The organism is Halomonas heilongjiangensis (genome assembly GCF_002879645.1).
GTDB lineage: Bacteria > Pseudomonadota > Gammaproteobacteria > Pseudomonadales > Halomonadaceae > Halomonas > Halomonas heilongjiangensis.
Genome location: NZ_PNRE01000064.1, coordinates 1 through 23479, shown reverse-complemented (window position 1 = coordinate 23479; position 23479 = coordinate 1). Strand labels below are relative to the sequence as shown.

20 protein-coding genes are annotated in these 23479 nt (G+C 64.3%); 4 read left to right on the top strand and 16 right to left on the bottom strand.

Annotated elements, in window-relative coordinates:
* Nucleotides 1-21: 21 nt before the first annotated feature.
* The 13 genes from C1H66_RS14355 to C1H66_RS14295 all read right to left on the bottom strand — a co-directional run bounded on the left by C1H66_RS14355 (nucleotide 22) and on the right by C1H66_RS14295 (nucleotide 15455).
* Nucleotides 22-216 carry a hypothetical protein gene (locus tag C1H66_RS14355; RefSeq protein ID WP_102628570.1) on the bottom strand — a complete coding sequence of 65 codons (195 nt, stop codon included), beginning with the start codon at nucleotides 214-216 and terminating at the stop codon, nucleotides 22-24.
* A 472-nt stretch (nucleotides 217-688) separates the two neighbouring features.
* Nucleotides 689-1702 carry a Gfo/Idh/MocA family oxidoreductase gene (locus C1H66_RS14350; protein ID WP_102628569.1) on the bottom strand — a complete coding sequence of 338 codons (1014 nt, stop codon included), beginning with the start codon at nucleotides 1700-1702 and terminating at the stop codon, nucleotides 689-691.
* Between the two features lie 46 nt (nucleotides 1703-1748).
* Nucleotides 1749-2726, bottom strand: coding sequence for an ABC transporter permease (locus C1H66_RS14345; protein WP_181423434.1), 978 nt, complete (start codon nucleotides 2724-2726; stop codon nucleotides 1749-1751).
* Nucleotides 2723-3520 carry an ATP-binding cassette domain-containing protein gene (locus tag C1H66_RS14340; protein WP_102628568.1) on the bottom strand — a complete coding sequence of 266 codons (798 nt, stop codon included), beginning with the start codon at nucleotides 3518-3520 and terminating at the stop codon, nucleotides 2723-2725. Before C1H66_RS14340 ends, C1H66_RS14345 begins: the two co-directional genes overlap by 4 nt.
* An 11-nt stretch (nucleotides 3521-3531) precedes the next feature.
* Complete coding sequence (locus tag C1H66_RS14335) at nucleotides 3532-4500, bottom strand: ABC transporter permease (RefSeq protein ID WP_102628567.1); 969 nt, start codon at nucleotides 4498-4500, stop codon at nucleotides 3532-3534.
* 114 nt (nucleotides 4501-4614) lie between these two features.
* Entirely contained in the window at nucleotides 4615-5646 is a 1032-nt protein-coding gene (locus tag C1H66_RS14330; RefSeq protein WP_240618329.1) for a substrate-binding domain-containing protein, read from the bottom strand.
* A gap of 260 nt (nucleotides 5647-5906) precedes the next feature.
* Nucleotides 5907-6848: a sugar phosphate isomerase/epimerase family protein gene (locus C1H66_RS14325; protein WP_102628566.1), complete on the bottom strand. Its 942-nt coding sequence runs from the start codon at nucleotides 6846-6848 to the stop codon at nucleotides 5907-5909.
* 185 nt (nucleotides 6849-7033) lie between these two features.
* On the bottom strand, nucleotides 7034-8536 hold the full coding sequence (locus C1H66_RS14320; protein WP_102628565.1) for a CoA-acylating methylmalonate-semialdehyde dehydrogenase: 1503 nt from the start codon (nucleotides 8534-8536) through the stop codon (nucleotides 7034-7036).
* A 29-nt stretch (nucleotides 8537-8565) separates the two neighbouring features.
* Nucleotides 8566-9465 carry a myo-inosose-2 dehydratase gene (gene iolE, locus C1H66_RS14315; protein ID WP_102628564.1) on the bottom strand — a complete coding sequence of 300 codons (900 nt, stop codon included), beginning with the start codon at nucleotides 9463-9465 and terminating at the stop codon, nucleotides 8566-8568.
* A gap of 35 nt (nucleotides 9466-9500) precedes the next feature.
* Nucleotides 9501-11351 (bottom strand): 3D-(3,5/4)-trihydroxycyclohexane-1,2-dione acylhydrolase (decyclizing), encoded by a 1851-nt coding sequence (gene iolD / locus C1H66_RS14310; protein ID WP_102628584.1) that lies wholly within the window; start codon nucleotides 11349-11351, stop codon nucleotides 9501-9503.
* 33 nt (nucleotides 11352-11384) lie between these two features.
* Complete coding sequence (locus C1H66_RS14305) at nucleotides 11385-13307, bottom strand: bifunctional 5-dehydro-2-deoxygluconokinase/5-dehydro-2-deoxyphosphogluconate aldolase (protein ID WP_102628563.1); 1923 nt, start codon at nucleotides 13305-13307, stop codon at nucleotides 11385-11387.
* Between the two features lie 394 nt (nucleotides 13308-13701).
* Nucleotides 13702-14601: a sugar phosphate isomerase/epimerase family protein gene (locus C1H66_RS14300; RefSeq protein ID WP_102628562.1), complete on the bottom strand. Its 900-nt coding sequence runs from the start codon at nucleotides 14599-14601 to the stop codon at nucleotides 13702-13704.
* A gap of 26 nt (nucleotides 14602-14627) precedes the next feature.
* Nucleotides 14628-15455 carry a TIM barrel protein gene (locus C1H66_RS14295; protein ID WP_102628561.1) on the bottom strand — a complete coding sequence of 276 codons (828 nt, stop codon included), beginning with the start codon at nucleotides 15453-15455 and terminating at the stop codon, nucleotides 14628-14630.
* A gap of 401 nt (nucleotides 15456-15856) precedes the next feature.
* Here C1H66_RS14295 and C1H66_RS14290 point away from each other — a divergent pair, with 401 nt between their 5' ends.
* On the top strand, nucleotides 15857-16729 hold the full coding sequence (locus C1H66_RS14290) for a MurR/RpiR family transcriptional regulator (RefSeq protein WP_102628560.1): 873 nt from the start codon (nucleotides 15857-15859) through the stop codon (nucleotides 16727-16729).
* 49 nt (nucleotides 16730-16778) lie between these two features.
* Here the strand turns inward: C1H66_RS14290 and C1H66_RS14285 are convergent, their stop codons facing one another.
* Nucleotides 16779-17516: a TIM barrel protein gene (locus tag C1H66_RS14285; RefSeq protein WP_240618328.1), complete on the bottom strand. Its 738-nt coding sequence runs from the start codon at nucleotides 17514-17516 to the stop codon at nucleotides 16779-16781.
* 367 nt (nucleotides 17517-17883) lie between these two features.
* Between C1H66_RS14285 and iolG the strand changes: the two genes are divergently transcribed.
* Nucleotides 17884-18879, top strand: coding sequence for an inositol 2-dehydrogenase (gene iolG / locus C1H66_RS14280; RefSeq protein WP_102628558.1), 996 nt, complete (start codon nucleotides 17884-17886; stop codon nucleotides 18877-18879).
* A gap of 34 nt (nucleotides 18880-18913) precedes the next feature.
* The gene (iolB, locus tag C1H66_RS14275) at nucleotides 18914-19717 is read left to right on the top strand and encodes a 5-deoxy-glucuronate isomerase (RefSeq protein ID WP_102628557.1); all 804 of its coding nucleotides are present in this window, start codon (nucleotides 18914-18916) and stop codon (nucleotides 19715-19717) included.
* 85 nt (nucleotides 19718-19802) lie between these two features.
* Here the strand turns inward: iolB and C1H66_RS14270 are convergent, their stop codons facing one another.
* Nucleotides 19803-20546, bottom strand: a complete 744-nt coding sequence (locus C1H66_RS14270) for a sulfite exporter TauE/SafE family protein (protein WP_102628556.1) — start codon at nucleotides 20544-20546, stop codon at nucleotides 19803-19805.
* Between the two features lie 103 nt (nucleotides 20547-20649).
* Complete coding sequence (gap, locus tag C1H66_RS14265) at nucleotides 20650-21672, bottom strand: type I glyceraldehyde-3-phosphate dehydrogenase (protein WP_102628555.1); 1023 nt, start codon at nucleotides 21670-21672, stop codon at nucleotides 20650-20652.
* Between the two features lie 380 nt (nucleotides 21673-22052).
* Between gap and pyk the strand changes: the two genes are divergently transcribed.
* Nucleotides 22053-23479 (top strand): pyruvate kinase (gene pyk / locus C1H66_RS14260; RefSeq protein WP_102628554.1); only part of this gene is annotated, 1427 nt, incomplete at its 3' end.

Sequence of the window (23479 nt, the reverse complement as noted above, 5' to 3'; positions counted from 1 at the left end):
TCTGTCGTGCTGGTGGGCGGATCAATCGTCGAGGTCGATATCGTCCTCGTCGGTGGCCGCTCCGGTCACGGCACCCGCCCCGGCGCCGATCGCCGCACCGCGTACCACGCTGCCTCCCGTGGCGGCACCCGCGGCACCGCCCACCGCGGCCCCGACGCCGGCACCGCTGGCAGCACGTTCACCGGTACTGGTGCCACAACCGGCCAAGGCCAGCATCAATGAGCAGCAAAGACCATCGCCAGACTACGCAATCCATAACGTTTCATGTCATACCTCCCAATCCATGGATGTACTTTCTCAGCGTAGTCAAGGCAAGCGATGGGGGGCAAAAGGCATCGCACCTGATCAGGAATGCAGCAAGGGATGACCGGCCCACCATCGTGGGCCGGGCCACTCATCAAGGTGGATCCATGCCAGGAGGTTCAGGCACCGCGTGGTTGGCGGCGGTGTTTCATCCACAGGCTGGCCGAGATGAAATAGACCACCGTCGCACCACGATCAGCAGTTGGAAGCTGCCGGGGTGGGCGACGGCATCTGCACCGTTGAACCAGACCCAGCCGGCCACGCCCAGGATCACCAGCAGGCAACTCACGGCGGTGAAATACCATGGGTCGAGCACACGACGACGCTGGATCCCTTTAGGACCCCGGAGGTTAAGGTAGCGGTGCGGTTGCTATCGAGTTAGCCATCAGTTGGTATAAAAGTCAGGGCACTCGGGAAGCTCAATCGGCTCGATCTGGCCGGAGTGCTTGGCCTTGACGCAGGCATCGCTGGTCATGGCCACCACATAACCGTCCCAGGCACTGGGGCCTGTCATCTCACCGCGGGTGGTGGCATCGATCCACTCCTGAAACTCGACGTCGAAGGCATCGATGAAGCGGTCTTTCCAACTGACTAGAATGTCAAAGGACAACTTGGCTTCGCGGCGGACCGGCACGCTGGCCGGTTCGGGAAGATTGGCGGTCCCCGTTTCCCCGACTACCTGACATTGAATGTCGTAGCCATATTGGCAGTTGACAAAACTCTCGATGGAGATATGCACCCCTTGGCGGGTCCGCAATAGGATGACATGCGGGTCCTGCAGGCTATCATCGTCGCAGAGTCGAGTCCTGCGCGGCTGGATCACCTGAGCGGAGATATAGTCGTCAGCCAGCAGCCAGCGCAAGACGTCGAATTCATGCACGCAGGAGTCGGTCAGTGCCATGTCGCCGCTGAATCCAGGTGCCTCCGGGTTGCGATGGACGCAGTTGAGGATCAGCGGGGCGCCAATGGTATCGGCTTCCAGCACGCACTTGAGCTGACGATAGGCGTAGTCGAAGCGACGCATGAAACCGACTTGAACCAACTTGCGCCCCGCGGCCATCTCGGCCTCAACGATCTGTCGACACCCTTCTGCGGTCACGGCCAGGGGTTTTTCACAGAATACTGGCTTGCCAGCAGCGATGGACGCCAGTACGAACTCTTCATGAGTTGGCCCCCAAGAGGTGACAATCACCGCATCAACGTCGGCCGCCTGGATGACCTCCGCGCCGGTGGTATAGACCTTGGCCTCGAGATCAAGAGCCCGGACCACGCCCTGGGCCTGCTCGGTGTTGACATCGTTGACCGCCACCACCTGGGCGCCCTTTAGCTTATGGGTGATCCGGTGAATATGTTCCCGGCCGATGGCACCCGTGCCGATTACGCCGATTCTCAGTGTCATGATGAAGCTCCTTGTACTTCCTGGTTGACTCACTGATCCGATTTATTTATCGGCTGCGCAAGGCCCAATCGCGCAAATGTCGGTCACTGATCGCCGCGGCCACCACGATCACCCCCAGCAATAGCATGAACCACTGAGGACGCACACCATTGACGACCAGGTAGCTCTGAATAGCGGACAGCACGAAGGCGCCGACCACCACTCCAACCAGCGAGACCCGGCCGCCCAGCAGCGCACAGCCACCCAGCACACAAGCGGCGATCGCTTGCAACTCCATCAAGCGGCCCATGCCACCATCGGCGAAGCCCAGCTTGCCGCCTTCCAGGGTGCCAGCCAGCGCGGCCAGCACGCCACAGATGATGAAAGCCCTCACCTTTACCCGAGTCACGCGGATACCTCGTGAGCGAGCCGACTCGGCCGACCCGCCGACAGCCAGCAGGCGGCTGCCTCCCGGGGTGGCATAGAGGAAGACCATCAGGACGGCCAATCCAAGGATCAACCACCAGAAGCCGGTATTCACCCCCAGGAAGTCTCCGCCACCGAACAGCTGGTAAAGGAACCCGGAACGTTCGCCGTAGGGCACGGAGAACGAAAATCCATCGGTCAACGCCACCGCGACACCCCGGAATACCAGTAGGGTACTCAGGGTGAGCAACAGCGAGGAGACACCAAAACGGGTGACGATGAACCCATTGAACAAACCGATGGCAGCACCCGCCGCTGCCGCCAGGAGCATGGCCGGAAGCGGGCCGATCGTTGCCACTGTGCCCAGATAGACCAAGGCGCCGATACCGAAGGTTGAGCCGACCGAGATATCAATCTCGCCGGTCCCCATAACCAGGGAAGCACCCAATGCCAACAATCCCAGGGTGGCGGTAATCTGGGCAATCGACGCCAGATTGTAGGCCGTGGCCCATCTGTCAAAGGAGGTGGTTGAGAAGAACATGACCAGCAGGATAGCGATTAGGATGATACCAATTTCGCTGTGCTGGCGGACCAGTTGACGAATCGAGAGTCCCATCATGACGGCGCTACCTCGCTGGCTTTTTCGACAACCCGACCACCGCAACGAATGACCTCTTCAAGCTCATCGGCGGTCATCTCGTGCTTGGCGACATCCGTGACCTTCTCACCGTTTTCCATGATAACGATACGATCGGCAAGTTTATGGACTTGGTGGATATCATGGGTGATATAGATCACCAGCAAGCCTTGATCCCGCATCTGCTGGGCCAGTTCGTTGACATGCTCGCGCTCACGGACCGAGAGGTGATTGGTGGGTTCGTCCATGATCACGACCCGGTTCTTGAACTCGACAGCCCGGCCAATCTTGATCGACTGTCGCTCGCCACCGGAGAGCATCTCGACTAGATCATCGGCGCTGACGTTGTCACGCAGTCCGAAGGTACGAATGACCTTGGTGCTGGCCTCACGCATCTTCTTGAAATCGAGGAAGGGAATACCAAACCAGCGCTTGATAGGCTCCCGCCCCAAGTAGAAATTACGGGCGATCGACAGGTTGTCACACAGACCAACACTTTGTTGAAGTGTCTCTATTCCGAACTTTATGGCCAGCTTGGGATGGAACTCCCTGACCTTCTCTCCATCGAAATAGACTTCTCCACTATTAGGCTTGTGAATGCCGGAGAGCACCTTAATCAGGGTGGTCTTTCCCGCACCGTTGTCACCTACCAGGCCGATCAGCTGCCCTGCCTCGAAGGATACCGAGACATTCTTGAGCGCATGGAAAGCACCGAAGTGCAAGTTGAGATTACGCACTTCGATTAGCGGAGATTTCTTGATGGCGGCTACGGACATGATGATTCTCCTCAGGCCTGTTTAGTGGCCCAACGGGCCAGGAACTGGTTGAAGATGAGGGCAGCGATAACCACGAGGCCGACGAAGGTGATGTACCAGGAAGCGGGCGCCCCCAGGCTGATCATCTGGTAACGCACACTAGTGATAATGAAGGCACCCAGCACGGCGCCGAGCAGTGAGCCGCGACCACCCGTGAGCAGGCAACCTCCTATCACGGCCGCAGCAATGGCTTCCAGCTCCATGAGATCGCCCAGGGTGACATGCGTCCGAGGATCATCTGCCAAGGTCAGAATGGCAGCGAAACCGGCTAGCAGTGAGCAGAGCACGAAGGCTACTGTCTTGACGCGGTCGGTGCGGATGCCTTGGCTGAGTGCGGTGTTTTCATCACCACCCGTTGCCAGCAGGCGATTGCCGAACTTGGTGCGCCATACCACCAGCGACAGAAGCACGATCAGCAGAGCCAGCCAGAGGATAGCGGCATCAATTCCGAACAGTTCACCACCGAACAGCTGATTCAACCAATGGGCACGGGAGTCGGCCGGCATGGTGCGGACCGAGCCTCCCGTCCATACATAGATCAGGCCACGCGCGGCAAAGAGCCCCCCCAGGGTGACGATCATCGAAGGGATCTTGCCTTTGATGACGGCCATCGCCTGAAGGAAGCCGATGCTCCCGGCAATGGTCATTGCCGCCAGCATGGCGCCTGGAATGCCAAGGTCCGCCTCCAGAGTAATGTAGGCGATACCGGTCAGGCCATAGACGGATCCTACCGAGAGATCGATCTCCTTGACCATGATCACTATAGCCTGGCCAATGGCGATACAGCCGAGAATGGCGGTAAACTGCAGGATATTGCCCAGAGTTCTACCTGACCACCATCCGGAAAAATCGATGAGAGAAAACACCACGAACAGCAGGGCGACACCAATAATGGCCCCGAAGTCTGGGCGACGCGCAAAAATTCTAGTCGATAGAGTCATAATGTTTTCTTCCGGTTCAACCAGGAATAGTCGATTGAGCCGGACCTCCCTGTCTCCGGCTCTTTGGCCTGGCGAGTCGACCCATTGCCTACTGCGCCAGGCCGGGTGATCCCCTTATTGCCAGGCTGAGTCGTCCTCTGAGCCTGCGCCGAAGACCGCCTTGGACAGCGGGTCGAACTTGTCGATATTGTCCCTGTCGACCATGATCGGGCCGGTGATGATGTCCGACTGGGGCTCATAGCCGAGTTCGTGGTGCCAGTAGAGCCATTCGAACGGTATATACCCCTGAAGCCAGAAACCTTGTTCACTGGCAACCAGCAAGTGATTGTTCTTGAGCCCTGAAAGGCCAATGGGCCCGATACCGACGGCGAGGATGGTCATGCCTTCTTGGTTAACATCCGGATTCATGTCAAGTTCATTGGCAACCTGCCAGGACCAGGGAGCAGTGAAATCCCCCATGTTAAGAATGTAGTTGGACTGTGGGTTGGCGGAAAGGTAGGAGCGCAGATTGCTACGGAAGGTGGAAGGATCGGCACCGGTGAAGAGATACTCCGTGGTCGCCCCCACTTCTGCTACGGCCTCCTCGATGCCACGGCAGCGCTCACGCAAGCCTTCGTGTTCCGCGGCGATCATCGCGCAGACCACATGCTCCGGCATCGGTACTTCCCCGGCTTCCGCCTTCTCAATGGCATATTGCCCCGTCATGTAGCCGGTGAGGTACTCATCGCCACCGACATAGGTCAGATAGGGGATGCGCTCTTCCTGAGAGCGATTATCGGGAATATTGAAAGCAACAACGGGAATGCCCTGATCGATCGCCCGGCGAATCGGCCCCTCCAGGGCATCGCGGCTGACGATGGGCACGGCGATACCGTCGGGACGGGAAGCGATGGTCTGATCCAGCAAGCGCACCAGTTCCTGAACGGAATACTGGTTGGAAGAAACATAATCCAGGCTGACGTTGGGATATTTCTTCTCAAACTCATCCATTGCGATGGTGAGCCATCTCATGTTTGGGTCATTGGACCCGATGTGGGAAACCATGACGAAACGGTATTCATTCTCCTCCTGGGCGATGGCTGCCGAGGTGGTCAGGGTCAGGCCTAATGCCAGCACCCCCATCTTGAGCGGTGTGAGCCATTTCATGTTGTTTTCCTCTTTGTAGTGATGTCCGCCAAGTCGTGCAGCACTGCCTTCGGCACAGGTGGTTGTTGATATACCTGACCATGCCGATGAACAAGACCGCACTATGAAATGTAGATTCCATACTTACAGAATGCAAATCATATATTCTATACTTTGGTATAAATGGAATTGCTGTTCCATCCCTTCCAACAAGCCTTCCCAAGCAAGGCAGCGCCGAGCCCTCTGTCAGTACCTGGCTGGCCCGGCGCTGCTACGAATCGCTAACGGCTGATAGTCTGCTGCAGAGCCTCGACGGAGGACTGGATACCTGCCTCGGTGGACATGGTGAAGTCCTCCATCTCGAGGCTGATCCAGTCGTTGTAGCCAGCCATGCGCACGACGGAGAAGAACTCCTTCCACCACTGCAGGTCGTGACCGGCACCGACGGCGACGTAGTTCCACGCGCGGTTGGCCACGTCGGTGACCTCCTTCAGTTCGAGCAGGCCGTTCACATCGGCCAAGCCGCGCTCAATGCGGGTGTCCTTTCCATGGCAATGGTGGATCGCCTCACCCAGGGCTCGGGCTCCGGCGATGGGGCAGGCGCCTTTCCAGAACAGATGCGACGGGTCGAGGTTCATGCCGACCTTCGGTCCCACTTCGTCGCGCAGGCGGAACAGGGTCTCGGGGTTCCACACCAGCATGGCGGAGAAGTTCTCCAGCGCGTATTTCTCGACACCCACTTCCTCGGCGAGCCGGACCAGTCCGTGCCAATAGGGGAAGGCGCACTCCTCCCACTGGTAGCGGTCGCGTTCGGGCATCTCATCGGGCCAGCTCTTGGTGTAGACGAGCCAATTCGGGACCATGTCGCCCGGCGCGGCAGGGGGCAGACCGGACATAGTAACGATCTTCGTCACGCCGATTTCACCGGCCAGGCGGATGGTCTGCTCGATCTCCTTGCGGTGACGCTCGCCGAGCGCGCCGGGATCGAGCGGGTTGCCCGAGCAGTTGAGCGCGGCGATCTCCAGACCACGGACCTCGATCTCCTTGAGCCTGGACCTCAGCAAGCCCTTGTCGGCCAGCAGTTCATCGGCCCGGAAATGGGGCGCCGGCGACCAGCCACCACCGGTCATCTCAATACCCTCGACGCCCAACGCCACGCATTTGTCGAGCATTTCGGTGAAGGAGAGATCGCCCATCACATCGGTACAAATGGAAAGTCTCATTGTCATTACTCTCGTTATCGGATCTCTATGACTCGTAATCGACCCAGACGGCACCGGCATCCGCCGAGCGAGCGCAGTGCTCAAGCCAACACACGCCTTCGGTGCCGACGATCCGGTCAGATGAGAACGGCGGAGCCCAGGCCCCGGCGTACGCTGTCACTGGTGTCCCGCTTCGCGGGCTCGGATCAATGGGTCGGCATGGTGAAGTGGTTGGTCTCTTCGCGGATGCCGCTGGGCCAGCGCTGGGTGACGGTCTTCATGCGGGTGTAGAAGCGCACGCCGTCGGGGCCGTGCATGTGCAGCGGGCCGAACAGCGAGCGCTTCCAGCCACCGAAGCTGTGGAAGGCCATGGGCACCGGGATCGGCACGTTGACGCCAACCATGCCGACCTGGATCTGCTCGACGAACTGGCGGGCGGCGTCGCCATCGCGAGTGAAGATGGCGGTGCCGTTGCCGTACTCGTGTGCATTGATCATCGCCACGGCCTCGTCGAAGCTCACCGCCCGGGCAATCGCCAGCACCGGACCGAAGATCTCCTCGCTGTGGATGCGCATGCCCGGCTTGACGTGATCGAACAGGGAGCCACCGAGGAAGTAGCCGTCGCCGGCGCCCTCGATGCGTGCCTCGCGGCCGTCGACTACCAGTTCGGCGCCCTCATCCACGCCGGCCTGGATATAGCCCTTGACCTTCTCCAGGTGCTCGCGGGTGATCAGCGGGCCCATGTCGTTGTCGGGGCCATCCACCAGCCCGGGGCCAACCCTGAGCTTGGCCAGCTCACCGATGAGCTTCTCGCGCAGACGCTGGGCGGTCTCTTCCCCCACCGGCACCGCCACGGAAATGGCCATGCAGCGCTCGCCGGCGGAGCCGTAGGCGGCACCCATCAGCGCCCCCACGGCCTGGTCGAGATCGGCGTCGGGCATGATCACCATATGGTTCTTGGCGCCGCCCAGGGCCTGGACGCGCTTGCCGTGGCTCGATGCCGTGGCGTAGATGTACTCGGCGATGGGGGTGGAGCCGACGAAGCTCACCGCCTGGACCCGCTCGTCGGTGAGCAGCACGTCGACGGCCTCCTTGTCGCCGTTGACCACGTTGAACACACCGTCGGGCAGACCGGCCTCCCGGAGCAGCTCGGCCAGGCGCATCGGCGTGGAGGGGTCCTTCTCGGAGGGCTTCATGACGAAGGTGTTGCCGCAGGCGAGCGCGATGGGGAACATCCACATCGGCACCATGGCCGGGAAGTTGAACGGCGAGATGCCGGCGCACACACCCAGCGGCTGCATCAGGGAGTAGCTGTCCACCCCGGTGCCGACGTTCATGGAGTGCTCGCCCTTCTGCAGGTGCGGGATGCCGCAGGCGAACTCGACCACCTCCAGGCCGCGGGTCACCTCGCCCTTGGCGTCGGAGAACACCTTGCCGTGCTCGCTGGCGATCAGCCGCGCCAGCTCGTCGGCGTGCGCCTCGACCAGCGCCTTGAACCGGAACAGGATGCGCGAACGCTTCAGCGGGCTGACCTTCGCCCAGGCGGCGAAGGCCTCATGGGCGATGCGCACCGCTTCGCGGGTCTCGTCGGCCGAGGAGAGCGCCACCTGCAGGCGCTGCGCGCCGGTGGCGGGGTTGTAGACGGGTGCGGTGCGGCCGCTCTGGCTGGCCACCGCCTGGCCGTTGATGTAGTTGCCCAGCATGCTCATGGGGGCTCCTCGTTAGGTTATGAAACTGATTATTCGGTGACCGTCAGGCCGGCCTCGGCACAGAAGCGCTTGAGGTTGTCGCGGCCCAGGCGCGCATAGGTCAGCGGATGGGCCACGGCGGGGTCCTGCTCCGCCTCGACCACCAGCCAGCCCGCGTAGTCGCTGGCCGCGAGCTGCCTGAACAGACTGGTGTAGTCGATGTAGCCATCGCCCGGCACGGTGAACATGCCGTTGAGTACGCCTTCCAGGAAGCTGAGGTCGCGGTTGCGGACGTCGGCCAGCACCTCGCGGCGGATGTCCTTGCAGTGCACGTGGTTGATGCGCTCGGCGTACTTCTGCTGGACGGCGAGGGGATCGCCGCCGGCGCCCACCAGGTGGCCGGAGTCGAGCAGCAGGCCCACGGAGGGCCTGGTGCCGGCCATCAGCCGGTCGATCTCCTCCTCGGTCTCGATCACCGTGCCCAGGTGGTGGTGATAGGCGATCTGCACGCCCTGCTCCTGGCAGTAGTCGGCCACCTCATTGAGGCGCGGCAGGAAGCGCTGCCACTTCGCCTCGCTCATGGTCGGGCTGTGGGAGAGCGGCACGTCGCGCTGGCCGTGCACGCAGTGGGTGACCTCGCAGAACACCATCGCCGTGGCGCCCAGCGACTTGAGCAGGTGCAGGTGCGGCTTGAGCGCCTCGATCTCCTCCTCGGCGCTGCGGGTCAGCAGCTCGCTGCTGTACCAGCCGGAGACCAGCGCCAGGCCATGGCTTTCCAGGATCGGCCCCAGCACCGCCGGGTCGCGGGGAAACTTGTGGCCCAGTTCGAAGCCCGAAAAGCCGGCCTGCTTGCCTTCCGCCAGGCAGACCTCGAGCGGTGTGTCGCCGCCGAGCGATGGCATGTCGTCGTTGGTCCAGGTCAGCGGGTTGATGCCGAGTCTTACGCTCATGGCGAACTCCTGAAATCGGTCGTCGTGATCGAGGATTAGAGATTCTTGAACTGCCGCGCCTTGTAGCTTTCGTAGCGCCTGCGCGCCTCGTTGACCTCGGCGCGCGGGGAGACTTCCGGCACGGCCACGTCCCACCAGGCGCCGCCCTCCTGGGTATCGGCCAGGGGGTCGGTGTCGATGGCGATCACGTAGCTGATGTCGGACACCTTGGCGCGTTCGAGCGCCGCCTCCAGTTCGCCGATGGTGCGAACGCTTTCGGACTTCGCCCCCAGGGCCACGGCGTGGGCGGCGAAGTCCGTCTTGGGGGCGCCGCCCTCCACGGTCAGGCAGTCGTCGAGCAGGTTGTTGAAGCCGGGGCCGCCGCAGAACTGCTGCAGGCGGTGGATGCAACCGTAGCCGCGGTTGTCTAGCACCACGGCGATGATCTTGTGGCCCAGCATCACCGAGGTGGCGATCTCGGAGTTGAGCATCAGGTAGGAGCCGTCGCCCACCATGACGAAGACCTCGGAGTCGGGCATGGCCATCTTGGCGCCCAGGCCGCCGGCCAGCTCATAGCCCATGCAGGAGTAGCCGTACTCCATGTGGTAGCCGCGGTGGAAGCGGGTGCGCCACAGCTTCTGCAGTGCACCCGGCAGGCCGCCGGCGGCACACACCACGATGTCACGCTCGCCGGCGGCACGGTTGACGGCGCCCACCACCTCGGCGTCACAGGGCAGGTCGCTGCCGCGGTCGGCGGTGACGCGCTCCACGGTGCGGTTCCAGTCGGCACGCAGCTCGGCGGCCTGCTCGATCCAGGCGCCCTCGGGGTGCCAGCCCACGAGGCCGGCGCTGAGCTCCGGCAGGCTGAGCTTGGCATCGCCCACCAGCGCCTGGCCCTTGTGCTTGATCGCGTCGAAGGAAGCCACGTTGATGCTCAAGAGCCTGGCCTCGGGATTGATCAAGGCCCGGGAGCCGGAGGCGAAGTCGCCCAGGCGGGTGCCCACGGCGATGATCAGGTCGGCCTCGGCGGCCAGCGCATTGGCCGCCGCCCCGCCGGTGACGCCGATGGTGCCCAGGTTCTGCTCGTGATCCCACGGCAGCGCGCCCTTGCCGGCCTGGGTCTCGCCCACCGGCAGGTGATAGCGGGAGACGAAGGCGTCGAGCTCCGCCAGGGCACCCGAGTAATGCGCCCCGCCCCCGGCGATCACTAGCGGTTTCCTGGCCCGACGGATCAGGGCGATGGCGTCCTCGAGCTCCCGGCGGTCGGCGGCCTGGCGGCGCAGCCGGTGCACCCCCTCGGCGAAGAAGTGCTCGGGATAATCGAAGGCCATAGTCTGCACGTCCTGGGGCAGCGCCAGAGTCACCGGGCCGCACTCCACCGGGTCGGTGAGCACCCGCACCGCCTGGGGCAGCGAGGTGAGCAACTGCTCGGGACGGGTGATGCGGTCGAAGAAGCGGCTCACCGGCTTGAAGCAGTCGTTGGAGGTCAGAGTGTGGTCGTGGAAGTTCTCCACCTGCTGCAGTACCGGGTCGGGCAGGCGGGTGGCGAAGGTGTCGCCCGGTAGGAAGAGCACCGGCAGGCGGTTCACATGGGCCACCGCGGCGGCGGTGACCATGTTGGTGGAGCCCGGCCCCGCCGAGGCGGTGCAGGCCATCACCTGGCGCCGATTCAGGGTCTTGGCATAGGCGATGGCCGCATGGGCCATGCCCTGCTCGTTGTGGGCGCGGTAGGTGGGCAGGGTCTCCCGTGCCTGGTAGAGCGCCTCGCCCAGGCCGGCCACGTTGCCGTGACCGAAGATCGCCCAGACCCCGGGGAACAGCGGCTCGATCGCGCCGTCGAGTTCGACCTTCTGGGCCATCATGTAGCGAACGACGGCCTGGGCCATGGTGAGTCGGATGGTAGTCATGGTCATTTGCCCTTGATCAGGAGTCCAGAAGGGTCAGGCAGCGTCGCGCTGGCGCGCCTGCCAGGTTTCCACCAGCTCGAGATAGTTGGCCTTCACGGCCTCGATCAGCTGCTCGTCGTCGTAGTCGCCACGCAGCCACCTGCGGCTCGGCTCGCCGAAGATGGTGCGGCCCACGGCGAAGCCCTTGCAGGCCTCGGCGCCGGCGCTGTCCATGATGCCCTTCTTGAGCTCCTCGGCCGGCGCATCCAGGCCCAGCATCACCACGCCGCGGCAGTGGGGGGCACGCTCAGCGAGCAGATCAGCGATGCGCCGCCAAGCGGCCGGCGTCTGCGGCGGCAGCTTCCACCAGTCGGGCTGCACGCCCAGGTTGTAGAAGCGCTGCATGGCGTTGAGATAGGTGTCGTCGTCGCTGACCAGGTCGCGGGGCGGAATCACCTCCAGCAACAGCTCGTGCCCCGAGGCACAGCAGGCGCGGTAGAGCTCCACCACCTGGCGCTCCTGGGTGCGGCGCAGCTCGACCTGCTCCTGTGGATGGTAGAACACCAGGCACTTGACGATATGCTCGCGCGGCCAGCTCTTGAGTCGCGAGCCGATGCTGCGGCCGCCCTCCAGCTCGATGGGGCGCGAGCTGGGCAGCTCCACGGGGCGGCCGATCCACCAGCCGCGACCGGTGACGTCATTGAGGGCGTCCTGGCCGTAGGTGTCGTCGATCAGCACACCCACCTGGCTCGCGCCCAGCTGCTGGCTGCCACGCTCGGTGGCCTGGACCAGCAAGCGCTTGAGGGTGTGGATGCGAGCCGGATCGGCGCCCGCCTCGCGGGCCATATCGAAGAGCTGCTTGCGATGGTCGAAGGCCAGGATGCACAGGTCCTTCCACTCGGTGGCGGTGCGCTGAGTGGTCACCCGGTGCAGGTAGTTGAGCCGCGCGTCCAGGTCCGGGCGCGAGATCGACTCGGCGCGGGACAGGTAGTCGTCGAGCTCCTCGGCGCTGGGAATCGCCGGCGCACAGCCGTGGCGGGACACCACCAGGGCGCCGCAGGCGTTGGCGTAGGCGCAGCTCTGGGCATGGGACTCGCCGCGTAGCCAGCCGCGCAGGAAACCGCTCATGAAGGCATCGCCGGCGCCCAGCACGTTGAGCACCTCGACCCGCACCCCGGTGTGCACCTCGAAGTCGTCCTCGCTGTCGGGAATGGCCCCGTCCAGGACGGTGCAGCCCTGGGCGCCAAGCTTGAGCACGATGGTGGCATCGGAGAGCTCACGGATCTTCTTCAGGGCGGCGATGGTATCGGTGCTGCCACCCGCGATATGCACCTCCTCCTCGGTGCCCACCACCAGATCCAGATCGGGCAGGATGGTCTGCAGGTGCCGGCTGACGCCCTCGTCGGAGATGAAACGGGTCTCGCCGTCGCCCAGGGTAGTCAGGCCCCAGAGCACTGGCCGATAGTCGATGTCGAGGATCACCTTGGTACCGGCCGCCTTGGCGTACTCGATGGCGGTCTTGCTGGCCTGGTAGGTCTGCTCGGTGGAGAAGTGGGTACCGGTGATCAGCAGGGCCCGGCTCGAGGCGATGAACTCAGGGCTGAAGTCGCCGGCGTCGATGGCCATGTCGGCGCAGTCATGACGGTAGAAGATCAGCGGGAAGGTGTCGCGATCCTTGATGCCCAAGATCACCAGACCGGTGAGGCGCTCCTGGTCGGTGACCACATGACTGGTATCGACACCGGCGCGCGCCAGCTCCTCGCGCACGAAGCGTCCCATGTGCTCATCGCCCACTCGGGTCAGCATGGCGGACTTGAGGCCCATGCGAGCGGTGCCATAGGCGATATTGGCGGAGGAGCCGCCGAGATACTTGGCAAAGCCACTCATGTCTTCCAGGCGGCTGCCGATCTGATCGCCGTACAGATCGACAGCGGCGCGCCCCAGGCAGATCAGGTCGAGTGTCTTGGTGTCGTTCATGGGATCGCATCCTACGCTTGGCCAGTCTCGAGCCCGAGTCGGCGGTCACGCCATCACGGCTCGGCGGTCGGTCTATTGAAATCAGTGTCACATCTGGTGCGTGCGTTCTACTGACCCACAGATTAGAACAAAGATTCTATTAATTCAATAAATGGAAGGAATGATCCGCTATGCTTTAGTCGCAGTACTCTATGGGACCACACCGCAGACGCAACGGCCCCGCACCCGGGTGGGTACGAGGCCGTCTGCGACTCATGGAGGCGCGCCTCAGGCTGCACCTCGGGTTGCACTTAAGAGTGGAAGGCCGGCCGTTCGGGCATCCAAGAAGCGCCCGCATGGGCCTTGAGCCAGTCATTCCGGCGCTGATGACTCTTGCGCCCATGGAGTCGCCCTCTTACTGGTCCCAGTACTTGCCGACGTAGCGCTGGATCTCCTGGCGCATAAAACGCGAGGACTCCACCGCCCGCTCCTCCCAGCCGAAGACGCAGCTCGAGAGCACGCCGTCGAAGCCGATCTCGTGCAGGGTCTTGAAGAAGACGTCCCAGTCGATCTCGCCCTCGCCGATATCCAGGTGCTGGTGGACCCGGGCCTCGGAGCCCGGCGGATTGACGATATAGCGCAGCTGGGAGGAGGCCTTGTGGTTGAAGGTGTCGGCGACCCGGGCATGCACCAGCTCGCCCTTGGTGGCGCGGATGGTCTCGGCCAGGTCGTCGCCGTAGTAGAAGCTGTGCGGGGCGATGTAGGAGCACTTCACCGCCGGCGAGTCGATGGTCTTGATGATCTCCACCGCCGGCTCCATGGTCTCGATCCAGTCCTCGGGATGGGGCTCGACGCTCAGCGTCAGGCCTTCGCGCTCGAGAATCGGTACCAGCACGTCCATGGAGCGCCAGAAGGCATTCTCGCAGGCCTCGGGGGTGTGAATCCCCTGGCGGTCGGCCTGGGAGCGCTCCGGGGAGCCGCCGCGGCCGAACTCGGAGATCAGGGTGTCGCACTCCAGCTCCACCGCCACCTCGATGATCCGCTTCCAGTTGTCCATGGCCATCTCCCACTCGTCGCGGTAGGGGCTGGACCAGCGGTACATGGGCTGCATGGTGGCCAGCCCGACGTCATGCTCGCGCATGGCCTTCTTGAAGGCCTGCACGGCGGCCGGATAGGTGCGCGGCCGGGTCCACCAGACCATGAAGTCCGGGCGCGGCGACAGCTCGATGTAGTCGTAGCCCAGCTCCTTGGTGAGCCGACAGGTCTCCGGCAGGGAGAGATGGCGATGCATATGGGGGTCGAGAGCGATCTTCATGTCGAAACCCTCTTGTCGTTGGGTGTTCAGTGGCCGAGTCCGGCACGCACGTAGGCCATGCTCTGCTTGAGCGCGGCGACCGGATCCTCGAGCGCATGGACTGTCTCGGCGAAGGGCTCGAAGGAGACATAGCCGTCGTAGCCGTCGGCGAGCAGCCGGCGGAGCTGGCTGACGTTGTCGAGCCGGTCGCGTTCGCCGACCAGCAGGCGGTGCGGATCGAGCATCGCTTCGAAGCCGATGGCCGGATCCTCGACACCGGAGATATGCACCAGCCCGGTCTGCCCAGCGAAGAAGGCAGTCTCCCCGGCGCCTTGGTGATGGAAGGTGTCGTGGACCAGGCCGAAGCGTCGCTCCAAGCCCAGCCCCTCGATCGCCGCCACCGCCTCGGCCTTGGTGCGCAGCGAGGAGATCGGGAAGCCCAGCGGCTCGACGAAGCCACGCAGGTCATGGCGACTGAGGATGGCGTCCAGCTCGAGCAGCGCCTGCTCAAGGCCAGCGCGCTTCTCTTCGGCACTGGCGGAGTAGTTGGCATCCACCAGCGGGCAGAGCACCAGGCCGCGCCCGCCGGCGGCCGCGACCCGCTCGGCCAGCGCCTCTGCCTGGGCGGCACGCTCCGCGCTCCAGATATTGAAGGGATAGAGGGCATTGATGCTCAGTACCTCGATGCCCAGTTCCCGGGCGCGCTGGCCGGCGGCCCGCGCGGTGTCGAGGTCGAGGATGCTGTTCGCGCCCACGTCATTGCGCAGCTCCACGGCACCGACGCCCATCACGGCGGCGACTTCGATCAGCTGCGGCGGCGTCCAGCGCGGGCAGACCATATGGTTGAGGGAGAACTTCAGGGTGGGTTGTGCCATGGCGGCCTCCAGTCATCGTGATGTCGTCATGCCCGCACGCCAGGGCCGCCTCGACCCGTGGTAGCGGAGCGCCGCCCGTTCGCAAAGAAGATAGAACATACATTCCATACAAATCAACAAACAGAATATTCCATCTCGAAAGCCGTGCCCTCGAGGGTCTCGATGTACATCATGGAAATCAAGGTGTTAACACGAGAATCGGCAGGCGCCCCTCACCCCCATGCTCGACCAAAGCAGCATCTCCTACCGCTATCCGGTCCGAAGCAGGCCGCCATGGATTACCAGAGCCAGAATTCTATACCAACGTTCAAATGGAATTTTCATTCTCTAGATGCTAGGGTGACCTGGAGCATCACCCGACTCGACCCCGGACGCTGATCGGCTTAAGCAAGGCGGACACCATGCCCCAGACACCACAGGACTTCACCGACCTGGAAGCGCGCATCACGGCGGACTATCCGTCGCTGAGCCGCCGCCTGCAGCAGACCGCGCGCTTCCTGCTCGACCACCCCCAAGAGGTGGCCTTCGCAACCGTGGCCAAACTGGCCGAGCAGGCCGGCGTCACCCCCTCGACCCTGATCCGGTTCGCCAACAACTTCGGCTTCAAGGGCTTCTCCGAGATGCAGCAGCTGTTCCGGGCCCGCCTGGTGGACGAGCTGCCCAACTACACCGAACGCATCCACGCGGTGCGCACCGCCACCGGCGAGACCCCCGACAGCACCCAGCTGCTGTGGGAATTCGCCGAGGCCAATCGGGAGGTACTGGAGCAGCTGCCGGGGCGCACCGATCCCCGCCAGCTGGAACGCGCCCTGGATATCTTCGAGCGCGCGGAAATAGTGCACGTCATGGGCGCCCGACGCAGCTTCGTGGTCGCCAGCTACATGGCCTATGCGCTCCAGCACGTGGACAAGCGGACCCAGTTAGTCAGCGGCCTGGGCGGCATGCATCGCGAACAGCTCAAGTCCATGGGCGCCAAGGATGCCCTGATGGTGGTGAGCTTTTCCCCCTATGCCCAGGAATCCCGTGACGCGGCGGAAGAAGCCTGCGAGCGCGGCATCCCGGTGGTGGTGATCACCGACTCCAACCTGAGCCCGCTGGCCCGGCTGGCCGACGTCTCGCTGGTGGTAAAGGAAGCCGAGGTCAAGAGCTTCCGCGGCCTGACCGCCTCCCTGTGCCTGACCCAGACCCTGGCCATCGCCCTGGGCGTCCGGCAGGACGAGGCGCGCGATGCTGGCACACGCCTCGAGAAGAGCTCAGCGGACAAGCTCCTCTGAGCAGCGCATGCGGCCGACCCGTCGGCCGCATGCAACCCAGACCCCGATATCAAACGGAAAGGGTAAAGGCTTCCTCGAAACGCCTCAGGGCCAGTTCATCATCCCCTGAGGCCCAGCCCTCCAGCCCAATGGTGCCCCGATAGCCGATGTCATTGAGTGTGCGGGCGATAGCCGGGTAATGGATCTCGCCGCTACCGGGCTCGCAGCGCCCCGGCACGTCGGCAACCTGGATCTCACCGAGATAGGGAGCACAGCGACGCACCAGCTCGATCAGGTTCCCCTCGCCAATCTGGGCGTGATAGAGGTCGAGCATGATGCGGACCTCCGGGCGATCCACGCTCGCCACCAGATCCAGCACGTCGCAGGCCCTTGCGAAGGGCACCCCAGGGTGGTCCACCTGGGTGTTGAGGTTCTCCAGCACGAACGTGACGCCGTGCTCCTGACCAAGGTCAGCCAGACGATTGAGGGTGTCGTGGGCGCGGATCCACATCGGCCCTGTCACCTCACCGGCCGGCACGACGGGCAGCCCCTGATCATCGAGGCCGGTACCGTGCAGGTTAAGGCGGGGGATACCCAATTCTTTCGCCACGGCAATCGATTGCCGGGCCGTCTTGACCAGCCGATCGGAGCCTTCCTTGTCTGCCAGGGTGCCGTCGATGTAGCCGGTCATGGAAGAGAAGGTAGCCCCAGTATTCACCAGTGCCATGATGTCGTGCCTGGTCCAGTCCCAGATCTCCACCTGGAAGCCCAGGGCGTCGATTCGCTTGACCCGCTCGACGATCGGCATGTCGCGAAACACCATCTCGGCACATACCGCGAGAGTGAATGGGGAGTGCTTAACCCTCTCGTTCATTGCGATTGCCTCTCGAACATTGCGTCATTAGAAGAGCCCGGCGATGGGCCGTGATTGACATGGCTTTGGCACTCGCCTGCGGAAAGGTATGGATATTGAGAATGCCTGAAATGTAGATTCCATAGTCTCGCAGGTCAAACAAAAAATTCTATACAATGGTATTACTGGAATTTTTATTCCATACGCCCTAGACTACCTCACAGTCCATGAATCTCGGCACGGGGCGAGAGGATGCCCCCAAGCGCCCGACGTTCCACGGCATCGGCCCGTTCCATCGACCACCAAGGCAAGAGGACAGCTCATGAAACTCGCCCTGATCGGCGCCGGGCGCATCGGCAAGGTGCACGCCCAGACCATCGCCAGCCATCCCGAGGTAACCCTGGCCGCCATCGCCGACTACCACGCCCCGGCCGCCGAGGCACTGGCCGCCCAGTATGGCACCCGAGCCTTGAGCGCCGAGGCCATCTTCGCGGATGAAGACATCGATGCCGTGCTGATCGCTTCCAGTACCCCGACCCACGCCGACTACCTGGAACAAGCCGCCCGCGCCGGCAAAGCGATTCTGTGCGAGAAGCCTATCGCCTTGGATCTGGCACGTACCCGCGATGCCCTGCAGGTGCTGGCCGCTCATCCGGTGACCTGTGCCTTGGGCTTCAACCGCCGTCACGACCCCCAATTCGCCGCCCTCAAGCAGGCCCTGGGCGAGGGCCGCATCGGCCATCTCGAGACGCTCTCCATCATCAGCCGCGACCCGACACCACCCCCCACCGAGTATATCGGCGCCTCCGGAGGCATCTTCCGGGACATGACGATCCACGACTTCGACATGGCCCGCTGGCTGCTCGATGAGCCCATCACCCACGTCCACGCCGAGGGCAGCTGCCTGATCGACCCGGCCATCGGTGAGGCCGGCGATGTGGACACCATCATGGTCACCTTGACCACCGCCAGCGGCCGGCTCTGCCATATCAGCAATTCGCGTCGCGCCTGCTACGGCTACGACCAGCGTATCGAGGCCTTCGGCAGCGCGGGCATGCTCCAGGCGCAAAACGAAACCAAGACCCGGCTGCGCTTCACCGGCGAGCCTGGCCAGATTGAGGAGCAGCCGCTGTGGTTCTTCCTCGAGCGCTACGCCGAGGCCTACCGCCGCGAGATCAGCGACTTCGTCGACGCCTGGAAACAGGGGCACACCCCTCTGGCCGGCGCCGAAGATGGCCTGGAAGCTCTGCGCCTGGCCGAGGCCGCCGAGCGCTCCCTGAAGGAAGGCCGCCGCATCGCCCTGGACGATATTCACTGACACTAGAATTCACTGAACTAGACAGGAGCGACCCATGACCTCACTACTGGTACGTCCACAACAGCCCGACGAGCAGGGCAAGCTGCTGGAAGTCACGCCGCAATCGGCAGGCTGGGAACATGTGGGCTTTCGCGTTCACAAGCTGGCCAAGGGCCAGCACCTCGAGGCCAATACCGAGGATCGCGAGCACTGCCTGGTACTGCTCTCCGGCCGGGCCACCGTGACCTGCGGCGATCACCGTTGGGAGGACATCGGCGAGCGCATGGACATCTTCGAGAAAATCCCCCCCTACTCGGTCTACCTCCCCGATGGCGCAAGCTACAGCGTCGAGGCCACCACCGATCTCGAGCTGGCGGTATGCAGCGCCCCGGGGTTCGGCAACCACGAGCCGCGACTGATCGCCCCCAATCAGGTCAAGCGCAGCACCCGCGGCAGCGGCACCAATACCCGGCATATCCAGGACATCCTGCCGGAGACCGAGCCGGCGGACAGCCTGCTGGTGGTGGAGGTCTACACTCCGGCCGGTAACTGGTCGAGCTACCCGCCGCACAAGCACGATGTGGACAACCTGCCCGAGGAGTCGATCCTGGAGGAAACCTACTACCACCGCATCAACCCCACCCAGGGCTTCGCCTTCCAGCGGGTCTACACCGATGACCGCTCCCTGGACGAGACCATGGCGGTGGAGAACGGCTGCTGCGTGATGGTGCCCCGCGGGTACCACCCGGTGGGCGCCGCCCACGGCTATGACCTCTACTACCTCAACGTGATGGCCGGCCCCAAGCGGGCATGGAAGTTCCAGAACGACCCGGCCCACGAGTGGATCGTCAAGCAGTGAGCGGGTGACGCCCGCAACGTCAGACTCTCCGACCTGACGTCTCTTCGCCCCGCCCATGCGGGGTTTTTTTTGTGCCGGAGACCAGTCAGCCCAGCGCCTTGACCACCAGCTGCACGCCGACGATGGCCATGGCCAGGATCACCAGCCGGTAGAAGAGCACCTCGCTGACCTTGTGCTGCAGCCACAGGCCGCTGCGCACGCCGACCCAGGCCACCGGCACCAGCACCAGCGACCCCCAGGCGCTGGTGAGATTGATCTCGCCGAGCCACAGGTAGGGCGGCAGCTTCATCAGGTTGACCGCGGCGAAGGCGATGGCGCTGGTGGCGATGAAGGTCTCCTTGGGCAGCCGCCGGGGGATGAGGTAGAGGTTGAGCGGCGGCGCCCCGGCATGGGCCAGGAAGCTGGTGAAGCCGCAGCCGGTGCCGGCCGGCAGCGCCCAGCGCGGCGAGATGGGCCGCCCGGCCGCCGGCCTGAGCAGCATATAGGCGGCGAACAGCAGCGAGAGCACGCCGAGCAACAGGCGCACCCCGTCCTCGTCGAGGGTACCGGCCAGCAGGGTGCCGATGACCACGCCCACCGCCAGCCCCGGCACCAGGCGGCGCACCTCGGCCCCGTCGTGCCGCCCCCACCAGGCCCTGACCGTGAAGGCGTCCATCACCAGCAGCAGCGGCAGCAGCAGGCCGGCGGCCTCGATGGGGCCGATGGCCAGGGCCATCAGCGGCACCGAGAGGGTGCCGAAGCCCCCGGCGAAACCGCCCTTGGAGACGCCGGTGAGGTAGGTGGAGAACACGATCAGCGTCCAGGCGAGCCAGGAGTAGTCGGGCAGCATCGGGCATCCTTGCGGGGAATCGGGCATGACGAACACGCAAACGCCGGAGCGGTTGCCCGCCCCGGCGTTCGATCATACCGACCTGCGCGGTCAAGTCACCCTGTCAGGCGGCATCGCGCTTGGCGTTGCTCGCGGCCTGCATGGCCAGGGCGGTATCGAGCATGCGGTTGGAGAAGCCCCACTCGTTGTCGTACCAGGCCATCACCTTGACCAGGCGACCGTTCACCCGGGTGTGGTTGGCATCGAAGGTCGAGGAGTTGGCGTCGTGGTTGAAGTCGATGGAGACCAGCGGCTGGGCGTTGACCGCCAGCACCGGCGAGGCCTCGGCGGCCTTGGCGACGATGGCGTTGATCTCTTCCTTGGTGGTGTCGCGGCTGGCGGTGAAGGTCAGGTCCACCAGCGAGACGTTGATCACCGGCACGCGCACCGCCAGGCCGTCGAACTTGCCGGCCAGTTCGGGCAGCACCAGCCCCACCGCCGCCGCCGCCCCGGTCTTGGTCGGGATCATCGAATGGGTGGCGCTGCGGGCCCGGTAGGGATCGCTGTGGTAGACGTCGGAGAGGTTCTGGTCGTTGGTGTAGGCGTGCACCGTGGTCATCAGGCCGTTCTCGATGCCCACCGTCGCGTTGAGGGCCTGGGCGATCGGCGCCAGACAGTTGGTGGTGCAGGAGGCGTTGGAGACCACCTTGTGCTCGGGCCCGAGCACCTGCTCGTTGACGCCGTAGACCACGGTGGCATCGGCATCGGGGCTCGGCGCGGAGATCAGTACCCGTTCGGCCCCGGCAGAGAGATGTTTCGCCGCCGCCTCGCGCTTGGTGAAGAGCCCGGTGCACTCCATCACCAGGTCGACGCCCATGGCCTTCCAGGGCAGCTCGGCGGGGTCACGCTGCGACAGGATGGCGATGCGGTCGCCATCCACGCTCAGGCTCTCCTCGTCGTGCTCCACCTTGAAGGGAAAGTGGCCATGCACGGTGTCGTGACGCAGCAGGTGGGCATTGAGGGCGGGATCACCCAGGTCGTTGATGGCGACCACCTGCACGCGATGGCGGTAGCCGTTCTCGTACAGGGCGCGAAGCACGTTGCGGCCGATGCGGCCGAAGCCGTTGATGGCGATCTTGAGCGTCATGACGTTCTTCCTCTCGCTCCAGTGGCGTCTGGTGGGTCGTGGCTGAGCCGATTGGCGGAGGGCATCCAGGCTTGGGCGACCGGCGTCGATCTCGTCCCTGCGTAACGGCCTGCGGCTCATCTGCCCCTCAATGTGGACCAGCCGACAAAAAGACTCAAGTACTTTTTAGTAACTTTACAACATATGGTTCAGCCGCGGCCGAACCGCCCACCTCCCCTATACATCGCATCAGGCGGAGATAGTTCGGCCTGATGCATCGATTCACCTGCATGACTCGCCGGGAGCACCACAACACCATAATCGGCCTTTATGTAGTAAACTTACCAGAAAAGCGCTATCGTAATCCGACAACAACACCGCCCCCACCGGAGGAGCCCGCCATGTCGAGCACACCGATCCACGACCCCATCCGCCGCACCAAGATCGTCGCCACCCTGGGCCCGGCCAGCGACCGCGACGGCGTGCTGGAGGCGATGATCGCCGCCGGCGTCGACGTGGTGCGCCTCAATTTCTCCCACGGCAGTGCCGACGACCATCGCCGCCGCCTCACCGCGGTGCGCGAGATCGCCGCGCGCCTGGGCCGCAGCGTCGCCGCCCTCGGCGACCTGCAGGGGCCCAAGATCCGCATCGCCCGCTTCCGCGACGGCGCCGTCGACCTCGAGGAGGGCCAGCCCTTCGTCCTCGACATGGCCCTCGACGCCAACGCCGGCGACGCCACCCGGGTCGGCTGCGACTACAAGACCCTGGCCGATGACGTCGTTCCCGGCGACCGCCTGCTGCTCGACGACGGCCGCCTGGTGCTCGACGTCAACCGCGTCGCCGACCACCTGATCCACACCTCGGTGGTGGTCGGCGGCCGGCTCTCCAACAACAAGGGCATCAACAAGCAGGGCGGCGGCCTCTCGGCCCCGGCGCTCACCGACAAGGATCGCGCCGACCTCGAGACCGCCATCGACATCGGCGTCGACTACCTGGCGGTGTCCTTCCCGCGCAGCGCCGCCGACATGCGCGAGGCCCGGGCGTTACTGGGCGAGGCGGGCAAGGAGATCGGCCTGGTCGCCAAGCTCGAGCGCGCCGAGGCCGTCGCCGACGAGGCGACGCTCGACGGCATCATCGAGGCCAGCGAGGCGGTGATGGTGGCCCGCGGCGACCTCGGCGTGGAGATCGGCGATGCCCAGCTGATCGGCATCCAGAAGCGCATCATCAAGCGCGCCCGGGCGCTCAACCGCGCGGTGATCACCGCCACCCAGATGATGGAATCGATGATCGAGTCGCCGTTGCCGACCCGCGCCGAGGTGTTCGACGTGGCCAACGCCGTGCTCGACGGCACCGACGCGGTGATGCTCTCGGCCGAGACCGCCGCCGGCGACTTCCCGGTGGAGACCATCGAGGCCATGGACCGGGTCTGCCTGGGCGCCGAGCGCGAGCGCATCGCCCAGGAGTCGGGGCACCGCATCCACGAGGGCTTCACCCAGATCGACGAGACCATCGCCCTGTCGGCGATGTACGCCGCCAACCACCTCGCCGGGGTGGCCGCCATCGCCTGCATGACCGCCTCCGGCTACACGCCGCTGATCGCCTCGCGGATCCGCTCGGGGCTGCCGATCGTCGGCCTCGGCCACAGCCCCATCGCCCAGCGGCGCATGGCGCTCTATCGCGGGGTGGTCTCGCTGCCCTTCGACACCAGCGAGATGAGCGCCACCGAGGTCAACGACCGGGCGCTGGCGCTGCTGGTGGAGAAAGGCATTGCCGAGCCCGGCGATCATGTCATCCTGACCCGGGGCGATCACATGAACGCCCATGGCGG

Excerpts from the sequence above, each read along its gene's own strand:
- C1H66_RS14355 (WP_102628570.1), bottom strand. The coding sequence starts at position 216 with ATGCTGGCCTTGGCCGGTTGTGGCACCAGTACCGGTGAACGTGCTGCC.
- C1H66_RS14350 (WP_102628569.1), bottom strand. The coding sequence starts at position 1,702 with ATGACACTGAGAATCGGCGTAATCGGCACGGGTGCCATCGGCCGGGAA.
- C1H66_RS14345 (WP_181423434.1), bottom strand. The coding sequence starts at position 2,726 with ATGATGGGACTCTCGATTCGTCAACTGGTCCGCCAGCACAGCGAAATT.
- C1H66_RS14340 (WP_102628568.1), bottom strand. The coding sequence starts at position 3,520 with ATGTCCGTAGCCGCCATCAAGAAATCTCCGCTAATCGAAGTGCGTAAT.
- C1H66_RS14335 (WP_102628567.1), bottom strand. The coding sequence starts at position 4,500 with ATGACTCTATCGACTAGAATTTTTGCGCGTCGCCCAGACTTCGGGGCC.
- C1H66_RS14330 (WP_240618329.1), bottom strand. The coding sequence starts at position 5,646 with ATGAAATGGCTCACACCGCTCAAGATGGGGGTGCTGGCATTAGGCCTG.
- C1H66_RS14325 (WP_102628566.1), bottom strand. The coding sequence starts at position 6,848 with ATGAGACTTTCCATTTGTACCGATGTGATGGGCGATCTCTCCTTCACC.
- C1H66_RS14320 (WP_102628565.1), bottom strand. The coding sequence starts at position 8,536 with ATGAGCATGCTGGGCAACTACATCAACGGCCAGGCGGTGGCCAGCCAG.
- iolE (WP_102628564.1), bottom strand. The coding sequence starts at position 9,465 with ATGAGCGTAAGACTCGGCATCAACCCGCTGACCTGGACCAACGACGAC.
- iolD (WP_102628584.1), bottom strand. The coding sequence starts at position 11,351 with ATGACTACCATCCGACTCACCATGGCCCAGGCCGTCGTTCGCTACATG.
- C1H66_RS14305 (WP_102628563.1), bottom strand. The coding sequence starts at position 13,307 with ATGAACGACACCAAGACACTCGACCTGATCTGCCTGGGGCGCGCCGCT.
- C1H66_RS14300 (WP_102628562.1), bottom strand. The coding sequence starts at position 14,601 with ATGAAGATCGCTCTCGACCCCCATATGCATCGCCATCTCTCCCTGCCG.
- C1H66_RS14295 (WP_102628561.1), bottom strand. The coding sequence starts at position 15,455 with ATGGCACAACCCACCCTGAAGTTCTCCCTCAACCATATGGTCTGCCCG.
- C1H66_RS14290 (WP_102628560.1), top strand. The coding sequence starts at position 15,857 with ATGCCCCAGACACCACAGGACTTCACCGACCTGGAAGCGCGCATCACG.
- C1H66_RS14285 (WP_240618328.1), bottom strand. The coding sequence starts at position 17,516 with ATGCCGATCGTCGAGCGGGTCAAGCGAATCGACGCCCTGGGCTTCCAG.
- iolG (WP_102628558.1), top strand. The coding sequence starts at position 17,884 with ATGAAACTCGCCCTGATCGGCGCCGGGCGCATCGGCAAGGTGCACGCC.
- iolB (WP_102628557.1), top strand. The coding sequence starts at position 18,914 with ATGACCTCACTACTGGTACGTCCACAACAGCCCGACGAGCAGGGCAAG.
- C1H66_RS14270 (WP_102628556.1), bottom strand. The coding sequence starts at position 20,546 with ATGCTGCCCGACTACTCCTGGCTCGCCTGGACGCTGATCGTGTTCTCC.
- gap (WP_102628555.1), bottom strand. The coding sequence starts at position 21,672 with ATGACGCTCAAGATCGCCATCAACGGCTTCGGCCGCATCGGCCGCAAC.